Below are 16921 nucleotides of genomic sequence, written 5' to 3' on the forward strand. Positions count from 1 at the left end.
AGGAGGCAAAATAAAATGGAACGAGAAAACGCATGGAAAAAATATTCGCAGGAAGATAAGGACAAGGTATTTCAATTTGCAGAAGAATATAGAGTGTTTTTGTCAAATTGTAAGACGGAAAGAGAATGCGCACAAGAATTTATGTTGCGCGCACAGGCAGCAGGATTTCGCGATCTTGATGAAGTGATAGAAGAAGGAAAACCGCTCAAGGCCGGTGATCGAATCGTAGCCGGTAATATGGGAAAAGCACTTGCGATGTTTGTCATCGGAGAAGAAGATTTAGAAGACGGTATGAATATACTTGGAGCGCATATTGACTCTCCGAGAATGGATGTTAAGCAAAATCCATTGTATGAAGATACACAGATGGCATTTTTGGACACTCATTATTATGGTGGAATCAAGAAATACCAGTGGGTGACATTGCCGCTGGCACTTCATGGAACTATTATAAAAAAAGACCTGACGCAGATAGATTTTGCGATTGGAGAAGCAGAAGATGATCCGGTATTTGGTGTAAGCGATCTGCTCATTCACCTGTCGGCAGATCAGATGGACAAAAAAGCCTCTAAAGTGGTAGAAGGTGAGAACTTAAATGTCCTGATTGGAAGTATGCCGCTTTCGGAGGCAGAAGATGATGAAGAGACCAAAGAAGCAGTAAAGGCGAATATCTTGCAGATCTTAAAAGACAAGATGGATATTGAAGAAGAAGATTTCCTGTCTGCAGAGATTGAGGTGGTGCCGGCAGGTACGGCAAGAGACTACGGTCTTGACCGCAGTATGATTATGGGATATGGACATGATGACAGAGTCTGCGCATATCCATCGTTTTGTGCAATGCTTGAAATGGATGTGCCAAAGCATACCAGCGTGTGCCTGCTTGTAGACAAAGAAGAAATCGGCAGCGTAGGAGCAACCGGAATGCATTCTAGATTTTTTGAAAATTGTGTTGCAGAGATTCTTGCACTGTGTGGTTTTAACAGCGACCTGTCAGTAAGAAGGGCAATGGCCAATTCTTTTGTGTTATCCTCAGATGTCAGTGCAGCATTTGATCCAAACTATCCATCTGTTATGGAAAAGAAAAATGCGGCCTATTTTGGAAGAGGACTGGTATTTAATAAATTTACAGGATCACGAGGAAAGAGTGGCTCTAACGATGCGAATCCGGAATATATTGCAATCCTGCGAGATGTGATGGATCGAAATGAGGTGTCTTTCCAGACAGCAGAACTTGGCAAAGTAGATCAAGGCGGCGGTGGAACGATCGCTTATATTTTGGCGAATTATGGCATGCAGGTAATTGATAGCGGCGTTGCGGTATTGAATATGCATGCACCATGGGAAATTATCAGCAAGGCAGATTTGTATGAAGCATATAAAGGCTATGTTGCATTTTTGAAGGAAGTATAGATGGAAAAAGAGCAGATGATAAAAACAATTCAAAACGTGCTTTCAAAGGAACAGATTTTACCGGATGAGGCGATGGCAAAACATACATCATTTCGCGTGGGAGGAAAGGCAAAGCTTATGCTTACTCCGACGATTGAGCAGATGCCTTCGCTTATCCGACTGCTTCACAAAGAAGGGATCGGATATCTGGTAAAAGGAAACGGCAGCAACCTTCTTGTAGGTGATGAGGGCATTGATGGCGTAGTCATAGAACTAAGCACGAAAGCAGCGAATATTACCTGCGCACATATAGATGACAAGATTGTTTTGAATGTGCAGGCCGGATGCTTATTGTCTAAGATTGCAAACCGTGCACTTGAAGAGAGTGCTAAGGGATTTGAATTTGCAGCCGGAATACCCGGTACATTTGGCGGAGCAGTGGTTATGAATGCCGGTGCATACGGCGGAGAAATCAAGGATGTACTTAAGACAGCCAAGATTTTGACCAAAGAAGGAGAAGTTTTGGAATTAACGGCGAAGGAACTTGAGCTTTCCTATCGTCACAGCATTGTGCCGGAGCGTGAATACATCGTGCTAGGCGGAACGCTTGTATTAGACAAGGGAAATCCATCAAACATCAAGGAACGCATGGAAGAGCTGAAAGTACAAAGAACGACAAAGCAACCACTTGAGTATCCAAGTGCAGGAAGCACCTTTAAACGACCGGAAGGATATTTTGCAGGAAAACTGATTGAGGATGCCGGGCTAAAGGGCTATACAATTGGCGGCGCACAGGTCTCTCAAAAACACAGCGGATTCGTTATCAATACCGGAGATGCAACTGCGCAAGATATTTTAGAACTGATTCAAACGGTACAGGCAAAGGTAAAAGAGCAGTTTGGAGTAGAACTGGAACCAGAAGTAAAGATAGTAGGTACATTTCGTAAATAGTAGTAGGGTTTAAGAGGTGTATATGGAATTTGCAATTATAACCGGATTATCCGGAGCCGGTAAGACGGCAACACTTAAGATGTTTGAAGATTTTGGATATTTTTGTGTGGACAATCTGCCAATTGAACTGGTAGAAAAGTTTGCCGAACTGACAGTGAATCATCCGCGAGCAGAAAACGTTGCATTAGGACTCGATGCGCGAAGCGGTGATGACTTAGATCAGATGGAACAGATCTTACAGCATCTAAGGCAGATGGGAATCGGATACAAGATTGTTTTTTTGGATGCGTCAGATGAGATTCTCATAAAGCGATATAAAGAAACGCGAAGACGCCACCCGCTTTCGGAAGACGGAAGGATTCAAGAAGGCATACAAAAGGAGCGGGAACGACTGCAGTTTTTGCGTAAACAAGCAGATTATATCTTTGACACCTCACATCTTCTGATTAGAGATTTGAGGAAAGATCTGCAAAATGTTTTTGTAGATAAGAAACAATTTGGAAATATGATGGTAAATATCGTGTCATTTGGCTATAAATACGGGATTCCATCCGATGCAGATCTGGTATTTGATGTGCGTTTTTTGCCAAATCCATATTATGTAGAGGAACTAAAGGATAAGACCGGTAACGATTTAGAGGTAAGAGATTACGTCATGAATGATCCGGAGAGCGAAGTATTTGTAAATAAATTACAGGATATGCTGGCATTTCTTTTGCCGAAGTACTGTGCAGAAGGAAAGAATCAGGTAATCATCGCCGTTGGATGCACAGGCGGAAAGCATCGCTCGGTAACAATAGCCAATCTTTTGTATGAACATTTTAATGAAGAAGAACTGGGCGGATTTGGGTACCATCTCGGTCACAGGGATATCGAAAAAGGAAAAGCAAGGTAGGAATCAAAGATGTCATTTTCGGGAAATGTAAAAGAGGAGCTTGTGCGCCAGACAGCGAAGAGTCGACACTGTCAGATTGCTGAGCTGGCTGCGGTTGTGGAATTTCTAGGAAAGATTTGCGTAGATGACGGGGAAGAAAGAATTGTTCTTACAACAGAGAATACAGGGGTTGCCAGGAAGTTTATCACCCTGATAAAGCAGCTTTTTTCTTATGAAGTGCAGCTCAAAGTTATAACGGGCTCGCAGGTGAAAAGCAGAAGCTATCGGGTAACCATTGAAGGAAAAGAACGCACACAGATGGTATTAAAGGCCATTAAGAAACTAGATGATAAGGGGCAGATGAGAAACACATCGCAACTGGTTGAAGGACTTTTGGTTCAGCAGACTTGCTGCAAACGTGCATTTATCCGCGGCGCTTTTCTCGCAGCCGGGTCTATGAGTAATCCGGAGAGAGCCTATCATCTGGAAATTGTGGTGGCAACGCGACAAAAAGCACAGCAGCTTATGGAATTGATTAATGGCTTTGAGATGGACGCTAAGATTGTACAGCGTAAGAATCATTATGTCGTATATCTCAAAGAAGGAGCGCAGATTGTGGATCTTCTTAATGTCATGGAAGCACATAAGGCACTGATGGATCTGGAAAATGTTCGCATCGTTAAGAATATGCGCAACAACGTAAACCGTCAGGTCAATTGTGAGACAGCCAATATCAATAAGACAGTAAATGCAGCGCTGCGACAGCTAGAGGATATCAAATATGTGGAAGAGCAGATTGGGTTAAGTGCTCTTCCAAAGAATTTGCAGGAAATCGCACAGCTTAGACTAGAGCACCCCCAAAGTTCGTTGCTAGAACTAGGGCAGATGCTGAACCCACCGGTGGGAAAAAGCGGTGTAAACCATAGATTACGCAAGATTTCCGAGATGGCACAAAATCTTAGAGGGGACAACTGACGTGAGTAAGAAAGCATTATTTATATTTAATCCTTTGTCAGGAAAAGGAGTTATCAAAAATAAAGTATATGAAATTGTAGACATCATGGTGAAAAACGATTATGAAGTTGTGATTCATCCGACGCAGGCGCGAAAGGATGCTTACCATGTGGTACATGAGACCGGTGGCAATTACGATCTGATTGTCTGTGGCGGCGGAGATGGGACACTTGATGAAGTCGTACGCGGAATCATGCGAGGAGAACATAAAACACCGCTTGGCTATATTCCGGCAGGTAGTACAAATGATTTTGCAAATTCTCTGCAACTTCCTAAGCGCACACTGAAGGCGGCGAAAGTAGCAGTAGAAGGGAAACAGTTCCCGTGTGATGTCGGTTCGTTCAATGGTAAGAATTTCGTGTATGTTGCAGCATTTGGCGTGTTGACGGACGTTTCTTACGCAACGAACCAGGAACTTAAGAATGTGTTAGGACATGCGGCATATGTCGTGGAAGGATTCAAGCGTTTTCATGGTCTTGACAGCATTCATATGAAGATTGATTTTGACGGAAAAGTAATTGAGGATGACTTTTGTTATGGTATGGTTGGTAATTCGGCTTATGTTGCGGGCATGCGTATTACCTATTGCAATGAAGTCGAACTTGATGATGGAAAGTTTGAAATCGTGTTAATTAAGAAGCCGACGAATCCGGTGCAACTCAATCGTATTTTGTCGGGAATGCTAAGCCTGACAGAAGAAGAGGAGCTGATTTTGATTATTCAGGCATCTCATGTGAAGTTTTATTGCGAGGAGCCGGTATCCTGGACTTTAGATGGTGAATTTGGCGGAGAACATACGCAAGTGGAAATCGAAGTATGTAACAAAGCAATTGCACTAAAAGTCAAGGAGGATTATAATCCGGTATATAGACTGCGTCCGGGACAAAATCCAACGGTGCGGATGTGTCGAACACCGGAGGAGATTGAGCCGATGCCACAAGGAAAGGCAGAGGACGAAACACTGTGAAAATCGCATAAATAAAAGAATCCGGCTGAGAAATAATTGTCAGATTTGAGAAAAATGGAAATCCTCTCTTGCAATTTTGAGAGAATTGATGTATTGTATAGCAAGAACAAAGGCGTTCCAGTTAGTGGGAGCGCCTTTTTTTTTACAAATGGAAATGGCTTTGCGACATTTTTATAGATTTGTTTAGTGGGAAAGGAAGAAAACAAATGAGTGACAAAATCAAAGTAAATGAAATATTCGGAGAAAATGTCTTTAACGATACGGTCATGCAGGAACGTCTTCCAAAGAAAGTGTATCAGAAATTACATGAAACACTTTCTGAGGGAAAAGATCTAGATCTTGCAACCGCAGATGTTATTGCTCATGAGATGAAAGAATGGGCAATTGAACAAGGCGCAACGCACTTTACACATTGGTTCCAGCCGCTGACAGGAGTAACGGCAGAAAAGCATGATTCCTTTATTACATCACCGATGAAGAATGGAAAGGTTTTGATGAGCTTTTCCGGTAAAGAGTTGATTAAGGGTGAGCCGGATGCTTCCTCATTCCCATCAGGTGGTCTTCGTGCAACGTTTGAAGCAAGAGGATATACAGCTTGGGACTGCACATCACCGGCATTTGTAAGACATGATGCAGCAGGTGCAACGCTGTGCATCCCGACCGCATTTTGTTCTTATACAGGAGAGGCGCTCGACCAAAAGACACCGCTTCTTCGTTCTATGGAAGCTTTAAGCAAGCAGACGATTCGTCTTCTTCGCTTATTCGGAAATACAACTTCAAAGGAAGCAAGAGCATCCGTTGGAGCAGAGCAGGAATATTTTATTGTAGACCGCGAGAAGTATCTGCAAAGAAAGGATTTGATTTTCACAGGACGTACCTTGTTCGGTGCAATGCCACCAAAGGGACAGGAATTGGAAGATCATTACTTTGGTGCGATTCGTGAAAGAATTGCCGCTTATATGAAAGATGTAAATGAAGAATTGTGGAAGCTTGGTGTACCGGCTAAGACACAGCATAACGAAGTGGCACCGGCGCAGCATGAGCTTGCACCGATTTACGAAGAGGCCAATGTGGCAGTTGATCACAACCAGCTGATTATGGAGACACTTAAAAAAGTAGCTGGACGTCATGGCCTTATGTGCCTGCTTCACGAGAAGCCATTTGCAGGAGTGAACGGATCCGGAAAGCATGACAACTGGTCCATTACAACAGATGATGGAATCAATATGTTAGAGCCGGGCAAATCACCACATGACAATATGCAGTTCCTTTTGGTACTGACATGTATTTTGAAAGCAGTTGATACACATGCGGATATTCTTCGTGAGTCCGCAGCTGACGTTGGAAACGATCATCGTCTTGGAGCAAATGAAGCACCACCGGCAATCCTTTCCGTATTCCTTGGAGAGCAGCTTGGTGATGTAATTGAACAGCTGATTGATACCGGTTCGGCAACACATTCCTTAAAGGGATCGAAATTAGAGACCGGAGTTAAGACGATTCCGGACTTTATGAAGGATGCAACCGATCGTAACAGAACGTCACCATTTGCATTTACCGGTAACAAGTTTGAGTTTAGAATGTGCGGTTCGGCAGATTCCGTTGCAATGCCAAATACGGTACTCAATACAATCGTAGCAGAAGCATTTGACGAAGCCTGCACCATCTTAGAGCAGGCAGATGACTTTAATCTTGCAGTACATGATTTGATTAAAAAGTACGCAACGGAGCATCAAAGAATCATCTTTAACGGTAATGGATATTCTGATGAATGGGTTGAAGAAGCGGAAAAACGTGGACTTCCAAACATCAAAAATATGGTAGATGCTGTACCGGCTCTTGCAACCGAAAAGGCAGTCAAATTATTTGAAAAATTTGGAGTATTTACAAAAGCTGAGCTTGAATCACGTGTGGAAATTGAATACGAAGCATATTCAAAAGCAATTAATATTGAGGCTCGTGCCATGATTGATATTGCCAGCAAGCAGATTATTCCGGCAGTTGTAAAGGCGACAATTGAAATCGCAGATTCTATCATCAAGGTAAAGGAAGCATGCGGAGCCAATGTTTCAACACAGACAGAGACCTTAGAAGAAGTTTCAGATCTTCTTGTTGAGACCAAGACAGCGCTTACCACATTGATTGAGGTGACAGAAAAGGCAGCTGCTATGGAGGATGGCCGCGAAAAAGCTGTTTACTATAGAGATGAAGTTGTTACAACAATGGCTGCATTAAGAGCACCGGTTGATAAAATGGAAATGCTGATTGATAAGGAAAGATGGCCAATGCCGTCATATGGAGATTTGATCTTCGAAGTATAAGATCAAGGATTATTGTTGGTACTATCTAATCCCCTTAGTTAGTATAAATCGCCAAAGGGTTCCCGCAGTGGGAACTTTTTGGCGTTTTTGTGTTATAATACAGATAACTTTGTCGGGGCAGAAATGAAATTAAGTAAGTGCTCCGCATTTGCTGCGCACAGATGTGCATATGAATTAGGCATTTGTCCGGCGCGGGGGGACTCAAAGGAGTCTTAATCTATGCAATAAATTCGCAGGAGGCATTATGGGATTAACGAATTTAGAACAAGATGCAATACTTCATAACGCAGGAGATATCGTCAAAACTCTTGAAATTGTCGTAAAAGGAACAATTGTCGTATCAGATGGCGATGGGGAGCTGGAACTGCCAAGCGGTTCTTTGGTTGGTGTATTTGAAACGCCGGATCAAGAATATGCATTTTCTTATTATGCAAAAGAAGACAGTGCGGTATATTCTTATGAATATAATGAAATAGAAGACATTCGAAAAGTGCTCAGTGCGAATCCAAAGCTGATGCAGATGATCACATCCAAAATTGTCTCATCGGTAAAGGATACGTATGATATGTGCGCGCAACAAGTGGCGCTTGCACATAAGGATTATCATACCTTGATGAATCAGTTTGAGAAATATCCGGCGCTGTGTATCGAAGTAGGTGAGACGCCGGAAATATTTTCAGAAATGTTAAGGATTGGACCGCCACCGGAAGATATGTATGTACCGGATTGGCAGATTCCATTTTTGGATGCCATAATCGAGCATGACGCAGCCCTTGGAAAGGTGCTGTATGGTACAGATGTTGATATTTCGGCCGGTATCGTATTTACCACATCTTTATTTGTGACAAGTTTTGTAGAAGAATGCGAAGTGTTCCGCAAATATCGTGAGGAGATTCATACAAAATCGCAGGCTTTTCGGCAGAAATATGTTCTGATCGAAGCGAAAGTCAATGCAGTTCGAAGTGCACAAGGAATCGAAGGAGACGAAGTTCCGGAGATAAAAAATGCTCTAGATACCATCTTGGCATATGCTGCAGTTTCGGCGGAACAGGTGGATGAATTTAAGAACCTGATCATGACCTATAAAGGGTACAATGACCGCTCGTCAACAACGGATGAACTTCGAATGCTGCGTAGAAAGATTACGGGCAAATTCAACGAGATTTATTACGCAGTATTTTTGGAGAGCATGAAATCACAACAGAGCATACCGATGGAAGTGCGCATGTTCTTGAACTTTGGCTTTGTCGATGAAGAACTTGCCGGGGAACATAATACGGAGATGATTTATAAATATGTCCGCGATTACAAAGCAGATAGAGAAGGCTTAGTTGTGACTATGTATGAGTGGCTGACCAAGGTATATAAAGGGGAAGTGCCACCATCAAGAAATGAATTTGACAATGATTACGAGGCACAGCTTCGGGAAGATAAAAATGCCGGCAAGATGACGGAAGAAAAATACAAGGAATTGCTTGTTGATAACAAGAATAAGATGAAGTTTGAGCTTACCAATATGTGTGCATCTGCGAGCAGAATGACCTTTGGAAGAGTGACGGCATATGTTCCAATCTTTGATGCGCAGAATCTGATTATGCCGATTGAAAGATGTTATATGACAGCAGAGACGCTGCATACAGAGCTTAACCGGGTTAAGGCAATTGATTATTCGTTATTCTATCGGGAAAGAAATTATTCGAATCCGGAACTTGAACTGGTGCATTTTAGCGTGCAGCGAGAGATTTTGCCGTATATGATTATGATGCCAAATGTCGGAAGCCGTATGGGAATGTGGCAGGAAATTGAAGGTAGAGACAGAGGAACGCCAGCTCGATTTGTCATGCCGATTTTGATGATTGAGGATGTTGGTAAGAATATCGTGCAGATCTGCGGCGAGTTTAGATGGGAGATGTGCAAGTCTATTCAGGGAATTCGTTGGAGTGATATTCGAGAGCCGTCTTTGACGTCTGAGTACAATGATTATATTCAATGCTATAAGAAGAATTCGCAGCTTTCGCCCGAACATAAAGAACGAATCAAGAAGACACTTAAGAAAGTCGGGAATAATCTGCGCCGTGCATTTGTAACGGACTATGTTAAATATATTCAGACAGAGAGTGGCGGATCGCCGACAATGAACAAGGTCGCAAGAGCAATGCTCTTTAAGTATTGCCCGTTTTCGGCAGAAGTTCGAGAGCGGATTGGAGCCAATCCTCAGTATACCGATCTTATCCGGATTTTTGAAAATCATAAGAAGCAGAAGTTGCATCCGGTCGATCTGGTGATTAAGAAGCTAAATAGTAAGGGGCTTGAGATTCCGGAGGAAGTAAAGGCACAGATGGAATTTTTAGAACTTTAAAGAAGGTAAGAACGTTGATTTATTTAGATAATGCAGCAACAACCAGAAGAAAGCCACAGCAGGTAATAGATGCGGTCGTTTATGCAATGAATCATTCGGGCAACGCTGAGCGTGGGACACATGATGCAGCTCTTGCAACGTCAAGAGGGGTATTTGACGTACGCTGTCAGATTGCAACGTTGTTTGGCGTAGGCGATCCGGCGCAGGTGGCATTTACCGCCAATTCTACAGAGGCACTCAACATCGCCATCAAGGGATTGTTAAATCCCGGTGAGCATGTTATTACGACGATGCTGGAACATAACAGCGTACTGAGACCGCTCTATGAGATGGAGAAAAAAGGCATTGAGCTTTCTATTATAAAAGCGGATGCGAAGGGGTGCATCGACCTTGCAGATATGGAGCAGGAAATTAAGGACAATACGCGTGCAATTGTCTGCACGCATGCTTCGAATCTTACCGGCAATCTGATTGATTTAGAAAAGGTCGGGAAGATTGCACAGCGTCATGGATTGTTGTTTATTGTGGATGCTTCTCAGACGGCAGGTGTTTTTGATATTGATATGGACAAGATGCATATTTCCGTATTATGTTTCACCGGCCATAAGAGTTTATTAGGCCCGCAGGGGACAGGTGGAATCTGTGTACAAAAGGGAATTACCGTGCGGCCGCTGATCAGTGGCGGAAGTGGGATTATGACGTATCACAAGGAACATCCGCAGGTGATGCCGACGGCGCTTGAGGCCGGTACCTTAAATGCGCATGGCATTGCCGGACTTGGAGCTGCAATTTCCTATATTGAAGATGTCGGGATGGAGGAAATTCGCGCAAAAGAGCAATTGCTTATGAAGCGATTTTATGAAGCAATCCGTGAACTAAAGCAGGTGAAAGTCTATGGAGACTTTTCAGACATGAACCGGGCGGCAATTGTATCTTTGAATCTAGGAGACTATTCATCCGGCGAAGTTAGCGATGCGCTGTATATGGATTATGGAATCGCAACAAGACCGGGCGGTCATTGCGCACCTTTGATGCATGAGGCACTTGGAACGGTAGAGCAAGGAGCGGTACGGTTTAGTTTTTCCCATTATAATACGCAGCAGGAAGTGGATGCAGCCATAAAGGCCATAAAAGAATTGCTCTAGCCGGCGACTGGCTAGGAGGAAAGGGATGAAATGCCCCATAGAACCTAAATACGGTTGACAACATTAGATAAGTTATCTAGAATAAGAACACTAGTGCCATGTAAGTGGCTAATTATGGGAGTAGAAGGGTGTCTGGTGTGCCCCCCGGTCTTCAACACCGGTGTGAGGAGCTAATACTTCTCGGGTGGGTTCGATTCCCACCTGCTCTCGCCAACAATTATGACAGCGCAGGCTGTTTTGATATACATGGTGACGATGTATTTCGTCGCCATTTTTTGACTAAAAAATGACGGAGGAGACGCATGAATCAGGAAATGTTTCGTAATATCCCGAAGATGGATGTACTCTTAGAACTGCCACAGGCCGTAGCTTTAGAGAAGGAATATTCACATACCTATCTAAAAGAATCCATTCAGCAATATCTAGAGATGCTTCGAAGAAAAATCGCAAACGGCGAGCTAGACGCTGTTCCGGGGTCAATGGAAATTATAGAAGCAGTTGCCAAGAAGATGGAAACGGATACGCAGTATACATTAAAACCGGTGATTAATGCAACCGGAGTGGTACTTCATACGAATCTGGGACGCGCACCGCTAGGAAGAGAGATTACAAAGCGCTTGCAAGATGTTGCACAAGGATATTGTAATCTGGAATATGATATTAAAGAAGGAAAGCGGGGAAGCCGCTATGTACACGTCGAAAAGCTATTATGCAGATTGACCGGTGCGCAAGCCGCATTGGTTGTGAATAACAATGCCGCTGCTGTCTTTTTGATGTTAAATACATTGGCTAAGGGAGAGTCCACCGTCATATCAAGAGGAGAACTTGTAGAAATAGGCGGCTCTTTTCGCATACCGGAGATTATGGAACAGGCCGGTACACAGCTAATTGAAGTGGGAACGACCAATAAGACACATGCATCCGATTATATAAAGGCAATCGAAGAACAAGAGGCGAAAGTCCTGTTAAAAGTACATAGCAGCAATTTTGAAATAACCGGATTTTCTGAAAGTGTTGAAATCGAAGAATTGTCACAAATTGCAAAAGCACATGGAAAAATGCTGCTGTATGATTTGGGATCGGCCTTTATGATGCAGCCGGAGCGGTTGGGACTTCACGCCGGCAGCCTTGTACAAAAGGCAATCAAAGACGGCGCTGATGTGGTATGTTTTTCCGGAGATAAATTATTAGGATCGGCGCAGACCGGAATTATCCTTGGAAAGAAAGAATATATCGAACGTATGAAGAAAAATCATCTGACTAGAATGCTCCGCGTAGATAAACTGACATTATCGGTATTAGAGCAGACTTTGCTTTATTATCAGGATGAGCGCGAGGCAATTTCTCATATTCCGGTAATGAAGATGCTTGAGGCCAGTCAAGAAACACTAAAAGAACGTGCGGGGAAACTGGCACAAGAACTAAAGCAGGCAGATGAAACATTAAACGCTCAAGTGGTTTCGTGCAAGGATGAACCGGGTGGCGGCTCTTTGCCAAATGTCTACTTAGATGGATATGCGGTAGTAATCAGCAAAGAAGGATGGAAAGTAGAAGACCTTGAAAAGCAACTTCGCGGTTATAAGATTCCGATTATTGCAAGAATCTATAAAGATAGACTTCTTTTGTCAGTGAGAACCCTACAGGAAAAAGATGACAAGGTTATAAAAGAAGCGTTAAAGGCCATCGAGGCATAACGTTATCTGCAAGCGAACAAGGTAGAATCTAACGTTGCAGTCATCACGCAGATATAGGAGAAATACATGAAGCATGTAATCATAGGAACGGCCGGTCATATAGATCATGGAAAGACCTGCCTTACCAAGGCGCTTACCGGAGTCGATACGGATCGACTAAAAGAAGAACAAAAGCGTGGAATCACAATTGAAAATGGCTACGCCAATCTGGTGCTTCCAAATGGGCAGACAGCCAGCATTATTGATGTGCCGGGGCATGAAAAATTTGTAAAAAATATGATTGCCGGAGCAACCGGAATCGATGCAGTTATGTTGATTGTAGCAGCAGATGAAGGTGTGATGCCGCAGACGAGAGAGCATCTGGATATATTACAACTGCTAGACATCGAAGTTGGTGTCGTCGTATTGACCAAGAAAGATCTTGTGGATGATGAGATGCTAGAGTTGGTAAAAGAAGATGTGCAAGATGCGGTTGCGGGAAGTTTCCTGGAAGATGCACCGATGATAGCAGTCAGCGCATATAACAAGGAAGGTATCGACGAGTTGAAAGAAAGTCTGGTGCAACTTTTGCAGGATGCACAAGAGAAGAATCACGACCGTTATTTTAGACTTCCCATAGACAGGGTCTTTACCATAAAAGGACATGGAACTGTTGTGACCGGAACGTCGCTAGATGGAACCATCAAAAATGATGCACAGATAGAAGTCTATCCACAGCAAAAGTTATCAAGAGTTAGGGAAATGCAAAACCATAATGCGCAGGCGAATAAAGTAACAGCGGGAATGCGCGTAGCGATGAATCTTCCGGATTTTGACAAGAGCGAGTTAAAGCGAGGAGATGTAGTTGCAGAGCCGGGAACCGTTATCTTGACAACAAAGATAGATGTCAAGCTGACGATAACAAAAGACTGTGAATACGTGATCAAGAATGCATCGCAGTTACATTTCTATCATGGAACAAGAGAGATGACCTGTAAGATTAGACTGTTAGAAGGCGATGAAGTGAAAGCAGGAGAGACCACCTATGCGCAGCTAAGATTCAAAGAACCTTTGGCAGCAAGGAATAAAGACCGTTTCGTCATCCGATTCTTTTCCCCGATGATCACCGTAGGAGGAGGTATGATTCTAGATGTGTCAGCGCGAAATCATAAGCGCTGTCATGCAGAGACCTTGGCGGTATTTGACAGGCTCGCGAGCGAAGACTATGCAGAGCGTTTAGATCAGGTTATTGCGGAACGCGGCATATGGCCAACAACGGCAGAAGATCTTATAGTACGGGAAAATGAATCCAAGGCCGTGGTAAAGCAGACGGTCAGAAAACTTTTGGATGCCAAAAGCGTAGTGCTGATAGAGAAATATTATTATGCAGTAAGAGAACTTCAGATTATCTGGCAGGAAATCGAAGAGATTTTAGGCGAATATCATAAGGCAAATCCATTAAGAAACGGCATGAATATTGCAGAACTAAGAAGCCGGATATACAATGGACAGGTTCCGAAAAAGGAAGTTGTCTTATCCTATTTTGAAGAGCAGGGGAAATTGCGATTTGAAAAAGAAAGCGTAGCGCTATCAACCTTTGAACCGACCATATTAGAAGGCTATGACGATCTTATGAAGGAGATAGAAGCGTATTATGTAAAAGCAGATGTGCGCTTCCCATCCAATGATGAAGTAAGAGCGCAGACATTTGCAGCAAAGGATATGAAAGCATTCGAAAGAGTATTTGAGCGCATGAGAAAAGATGGCAAATTGATTGCCCTCGATTCGAAATATTGTGTCTGGCATGAAGCGTATGACAAAGCACTAAGTACCTTTAAAGAAATGTCAAAAACGCAAAAGGAAATTAAGCTGGCAGAGTTTAAGGATGCGATGGAATTCTCAAGAAAATTTGCGCAGGTATACTTAGAATATTGGGACCGCACTCAGGTTACAAGAAGAATAGGCGATGCGCATGCACTAAGGCAATAAGAAATGAGGAAATGCGATGAGTGAACCGATAGTATTTTGTAAGAGCGGTGGCTGCACGGCAAAGCTTGGACCGGGTGCCTTAAACCGCGTACTGGAAAAACTTCCCAAAGCAGATCGGGATGAGAAATTGCTGATCGGCTATGATAGCCATGATGATGCGGCCGTCTATCAGGTAAGTGAAGATCTTGCAATCGTACAGACACTGGACTTTTTTCCGCCAATGGTAGAAGATCCTTATACATTTGGCAAGATCGCCGCAACAAATGCCCTGAGCGATATCTATGCGATGGGCGGGGAGGTAAAGACGGCGCTGAATATCGTATGCTTCCCGCAAGAGTGGGATCTTAACATATTAGGAGAAATCATGCGTGGTGGCGCAGAGAAAGTCATTGAGGCAGGAGGCACCTTGGCCGGAGGGCATTCCATCTCAGATACCGATGTCAAGTATGGTCTGTCGGTTATGGGAGTCGTGAATCCTAAGAAGATGTACCCTAATGATGGCGGTCAGATTGGTGACAGCTTGATTCTCACCAAGAAGCTGGGTGTTGGAATTATGGCAGCGGCCAATCGCGTAGGGGCTGCCTCGAAAGAAGCGATGGAAGAAGCCATTACATCCATGACAACACTTAATAAATATGCAGCTGAGATTTTAAAAGACTATGAAGTCCACGCTTGTACGGATGTGACGGGATTTGGATTTTTGGGACATTTGCATGAGATGTTAGGAAAAGGATATGCGGCGCAGATTGATCTGGCGCATATACCGCATATTGCAGAAGCAGTGCATCATGCAGATGAGTTTTTGCTCACGGCAGCAGCCCAGAGAAATCGAAATCATATGGAACAATATGTAAGATTTGAAGATGTTCCATTTGCCATGGAAGAGATTTTGTACGATCCGCAGACGTCAGGAGGACTATTGGCAGCAGTCGATAAGAATCAGGCAAAGGAAATCGTTCAAAAGATGCAATCGGCGGGACTTGCGGCACAAATCGTGGGAACCATTACGCAAAAGGAAGATATCGAAATTATAGTTAAATAAAGAGAGGTAAGACAACATGAAAAAAACAGTCAATGCAATGGGCGATACCTGCCCGATTCCGGTAGTAAAAACAAAGAAAGCCATCAAAGAACTTGGCGGCGAGGGCGAGGTGGAAATCCTTGTAGATAACGAAGTTGCGGTACAGAATTTAACCAAGATGGCGAACCAGAAGAAATATGGTATTAAGTCAAAGAAGGTGGAAGAAGGTAAGTACCAGGTAATTATGACAATCGGCGAAGAATCCGGTGATGCGGAGGATGTAGACGAATCGCAATTTGAAGCTTGCGACGTAAGAAGCGGAAAGAAGAATACCGTTGTGGTAATTTCCTCTGATGTTATGGGACAGGGCGATGATGAGCTTGGAGCATCTTTGATGAAGAGCTTTATCTATGCGCTTTCCGAACAGGACAATCTGCCGACGACTATGCTCTTTTACAATGGCGGCGTAAAAGTGACCACACAAGGCTCGGTGTCAATTGAAGATCTGCAGTCATTAGAAGCACAGGGCGTTAAGATTATGAGCTGCGGAGCGTGCCTCAATTATTATGGCCTAACCGACAAGCTTCAGATTGGTGAGATTACGAATATGTATGCAATCGTAGAGACTATGATGAATGCAGATCATATTATAAAGCCTTCTTAAAACGAGGAGCGCCATGAGAGAGAAGAAATTAAGTCTGCTCATCACCTTTGAAGCGACTACGCAGGCAATGAAACTTGAGAAAGTGGCGGGTCAACAAGGCGTAGCGGGCAGGTTGATTCCACTTCCGCCGGCAGTTTCGGCCGGGTGCGGATTCGCCTTTAAGGCACCACTTGAAGAACGCCGGCGATTAGAAGAGTTAATCAAGGAATGTGACATTGAAATTAAAGAAGTTTCGAAAATGCTCTTATAGAGAAAATATATAAAAAGAATTAGCAATCATAATTGCTAAAAAAGTAAAGGGCTTTTTCGGTAAAAAATGCGGTAAGAAATTGGTAACTATCCCTGTTTTTTACCGCTTTTTTGGTGTGAATTGATAAATTGTTGTGAATTGTGCATTGATTTGAAGAAATAAGTATGCAAAATGCTACCGGTTACCCTTTTGAAACCGCACAAATGCAGTGTTTATGCGGTTTGACAATTATTGAAAATTTATATATATTCTTTATGGTGAGATTGTGGTTTAATGCCCATGGTCTCGATATATAGAGAAAATA

General features: G+C 43.3%; 13 protein-coding genes and 1 tRNA gene. All 14 read left to right on the forward strand.

Translation table 11 applies throughout. The features are described 5' to 3' along the window. Positions 1 to 15 precede the first annotated feature (15 nt). The 14 genes from BLS20_RS11055 (at position 16) to BLS20_RS11120 (ending at position 16617) form a co-directional block, all read left to right on the forward strand. Positions 16 to 1410 carry an aminopeptidase gene (locus tag BLS20_RS11055; RefSeq protein ID WP_090174428.1) on the forward strand — a complete coding sequence of 465 codons (1395 nt, stop codon included), beginning with the start codon at positions 16 to 18 and terminating at the stop codon, positions 1408 to 1410. Continuing rightward, positions 1411 to 2340 (forward strand): UDP-N-acetylmuramate dehydrogenase, encoded by a 930-nt coding sequence (murB, locus tag BLS20_RS11060; protein WP_090174429.1) that lies wholly within the window; start codon positions 1411 to 1413, stop codon positions 2338 to 2340. It abuts the gene before it with no gap. Positions 2341 to 2362: 22 nt separating this feature from the next. Further along, positions 2363 to 3235 carry an RNase adapter RapZ gene (rapZ, locus tag BLS20_RS11065; protein WP_090174430.1) on the forward strand — a complete coding sequence of 291 codons (873 nt, stop codon included), beginning with the start codon at positions 2363 to 2365 and terminating at the stop codon, positions 3233 to 3235. Positions 3236 to 3244: 9 nt separating this feature from the next. Further along, positions 3245 to 4189, forward strand: a complete 945-nt coding sequence (gene whiA, locus BLS20_RS11070) for a DNA-binding protein WhiA (RefSeq protein WP_090174431.1) — start codon at positions 3245 to 3247, stop codon at positions 4187 to 4189. 1 nt (position 4190) lies between these two features. Next, complete coding sequence (locus BLS20_RS11075) at positions 4191 to 5195, forward strand: diacylglycerol/lipid kinase family protein (protein WP_090174432.1); 1005 nt, start codon at positions 4191 to 4193, stop codon at positions 5193 to 5195. Positions 5196 to 5401: 206 nt separating this feature from the next. Further along, positions 5402 to 7516 (forward strand): glutamine synthetase III family protein, encoded by a 2115-nt coding sequence (locus tag BLS20_RS11080; RefSeq protein WP_090174433.1) that lies wholly within the window; start codon positions 5402 to 5404, stop codon positions 7514 to 7516. Positions 7517 to 7760: 244 nt separating this feature from the next. Next, positions 7761 to 9875 (forward strand): Crp/Fnr family transcriptional regulator, encoded by a 2115-nt coding sequence (locus tag BLS20_RS11085; RefSeq protein WP_090174434.1) that lies wholly within the window; start codon positions 7761 to 7763, stop codon positions 9873 to 9875. A 14-nt stretch (positions 9876 to 9889) separates the two neighbouring features. Then, the gene (locus BLS20_RS11090; protein ID WP_090174435.1) at positions 9890 to 11020 is read left to right on the forward strand and encodes an aminotransferase class V-fold PLP-dependent enzyme; all 1131 of its coding nucleotides are present in this window, start codon (positions 9890 to 9892) and stop codon (positions 11018 to 11020) included. Between the two features lie 116 nt (positions 11021 to 11136). Next, positions 11137 to 11233 (forward strand) — tRNA-Sec (locus BLS20_RS11095). Positions 11234 to 11322: 89 nt separating this feature from the next. Then, a complete protein-coding gene (gene selA / locus BLS20_RS11100; RefSeq protein ID WP_090174436.1) occupies positions 11323 to 12714 on the forward strand; it encodes an L-seryl-tRNA(Sec) selenium transferase in 1392 nt (463 codons plus the stop codon). A gap of 66 nt (positions 12715 to 12780) precedes the next feature. Further along, the gene (selB, locus tag BLS20_RS11105) at positions 12781 to 14682 is read left to right on the forward strand and encodes a selenocysteine-specific translation elongation factor (protein WP_090174437.1); all 1902 of its coding nucleotides are present in this window, start codon (positions 12781 to 12783) and stop codon (positions 14680 to 14682) included. A gap of 16 nt (positions 14683 to 14698) precedes the next feature. Beyond that, positions 14699 to 15724, forward strand: coding sequence for a selenide, water dikinase SelD (selD, locus tag BLS20_RS11110; RefSeq protein WP_090174438.1), 1026 nt, complete (start codon positions 14699 to 14701; stop codon positions 15722 to 15724). A gap of 16 nt (positions 15725 to 15740) precedes the next feature. Then, a complete protein-coding gene (gene yedF / locus BLS20_RS11115) occupies positions 15741 to 16367 on the forward strand; it encodes a sulfurtransferase-like selenium metabolism protein YedF (protein WP_090174439.1) in 627 nt (208 codons plus the stop codon). A 13-nt stretch (positions 16368 to 16380) separates the two neighbouring features. Further along, the gene (locus BLS20_RS11120) at positions 16381 to 16617 is read left to right on the forward strand and encodes a putative Se/S carrier protein (protein WP_090174440.1); all 237 of its coding nucleotides are present in this window, start codon (positions 16381 to 16383) and stop codon (positions 16615 to 16617) included. Positions 16618 to 16921 lie beyond the last annotated feature (304 nt).

The sequence above is a fragment of the Eubacterium oxidoreducens genome (assembly GCF_900104415.1).
Taxonomy (GTDB): Bacteria; Bacillota; Clostridia; order Lachnospirales; family Lachnospiraceae; genus Eubacterium_C; species Eubacterium_C oxidoreducens.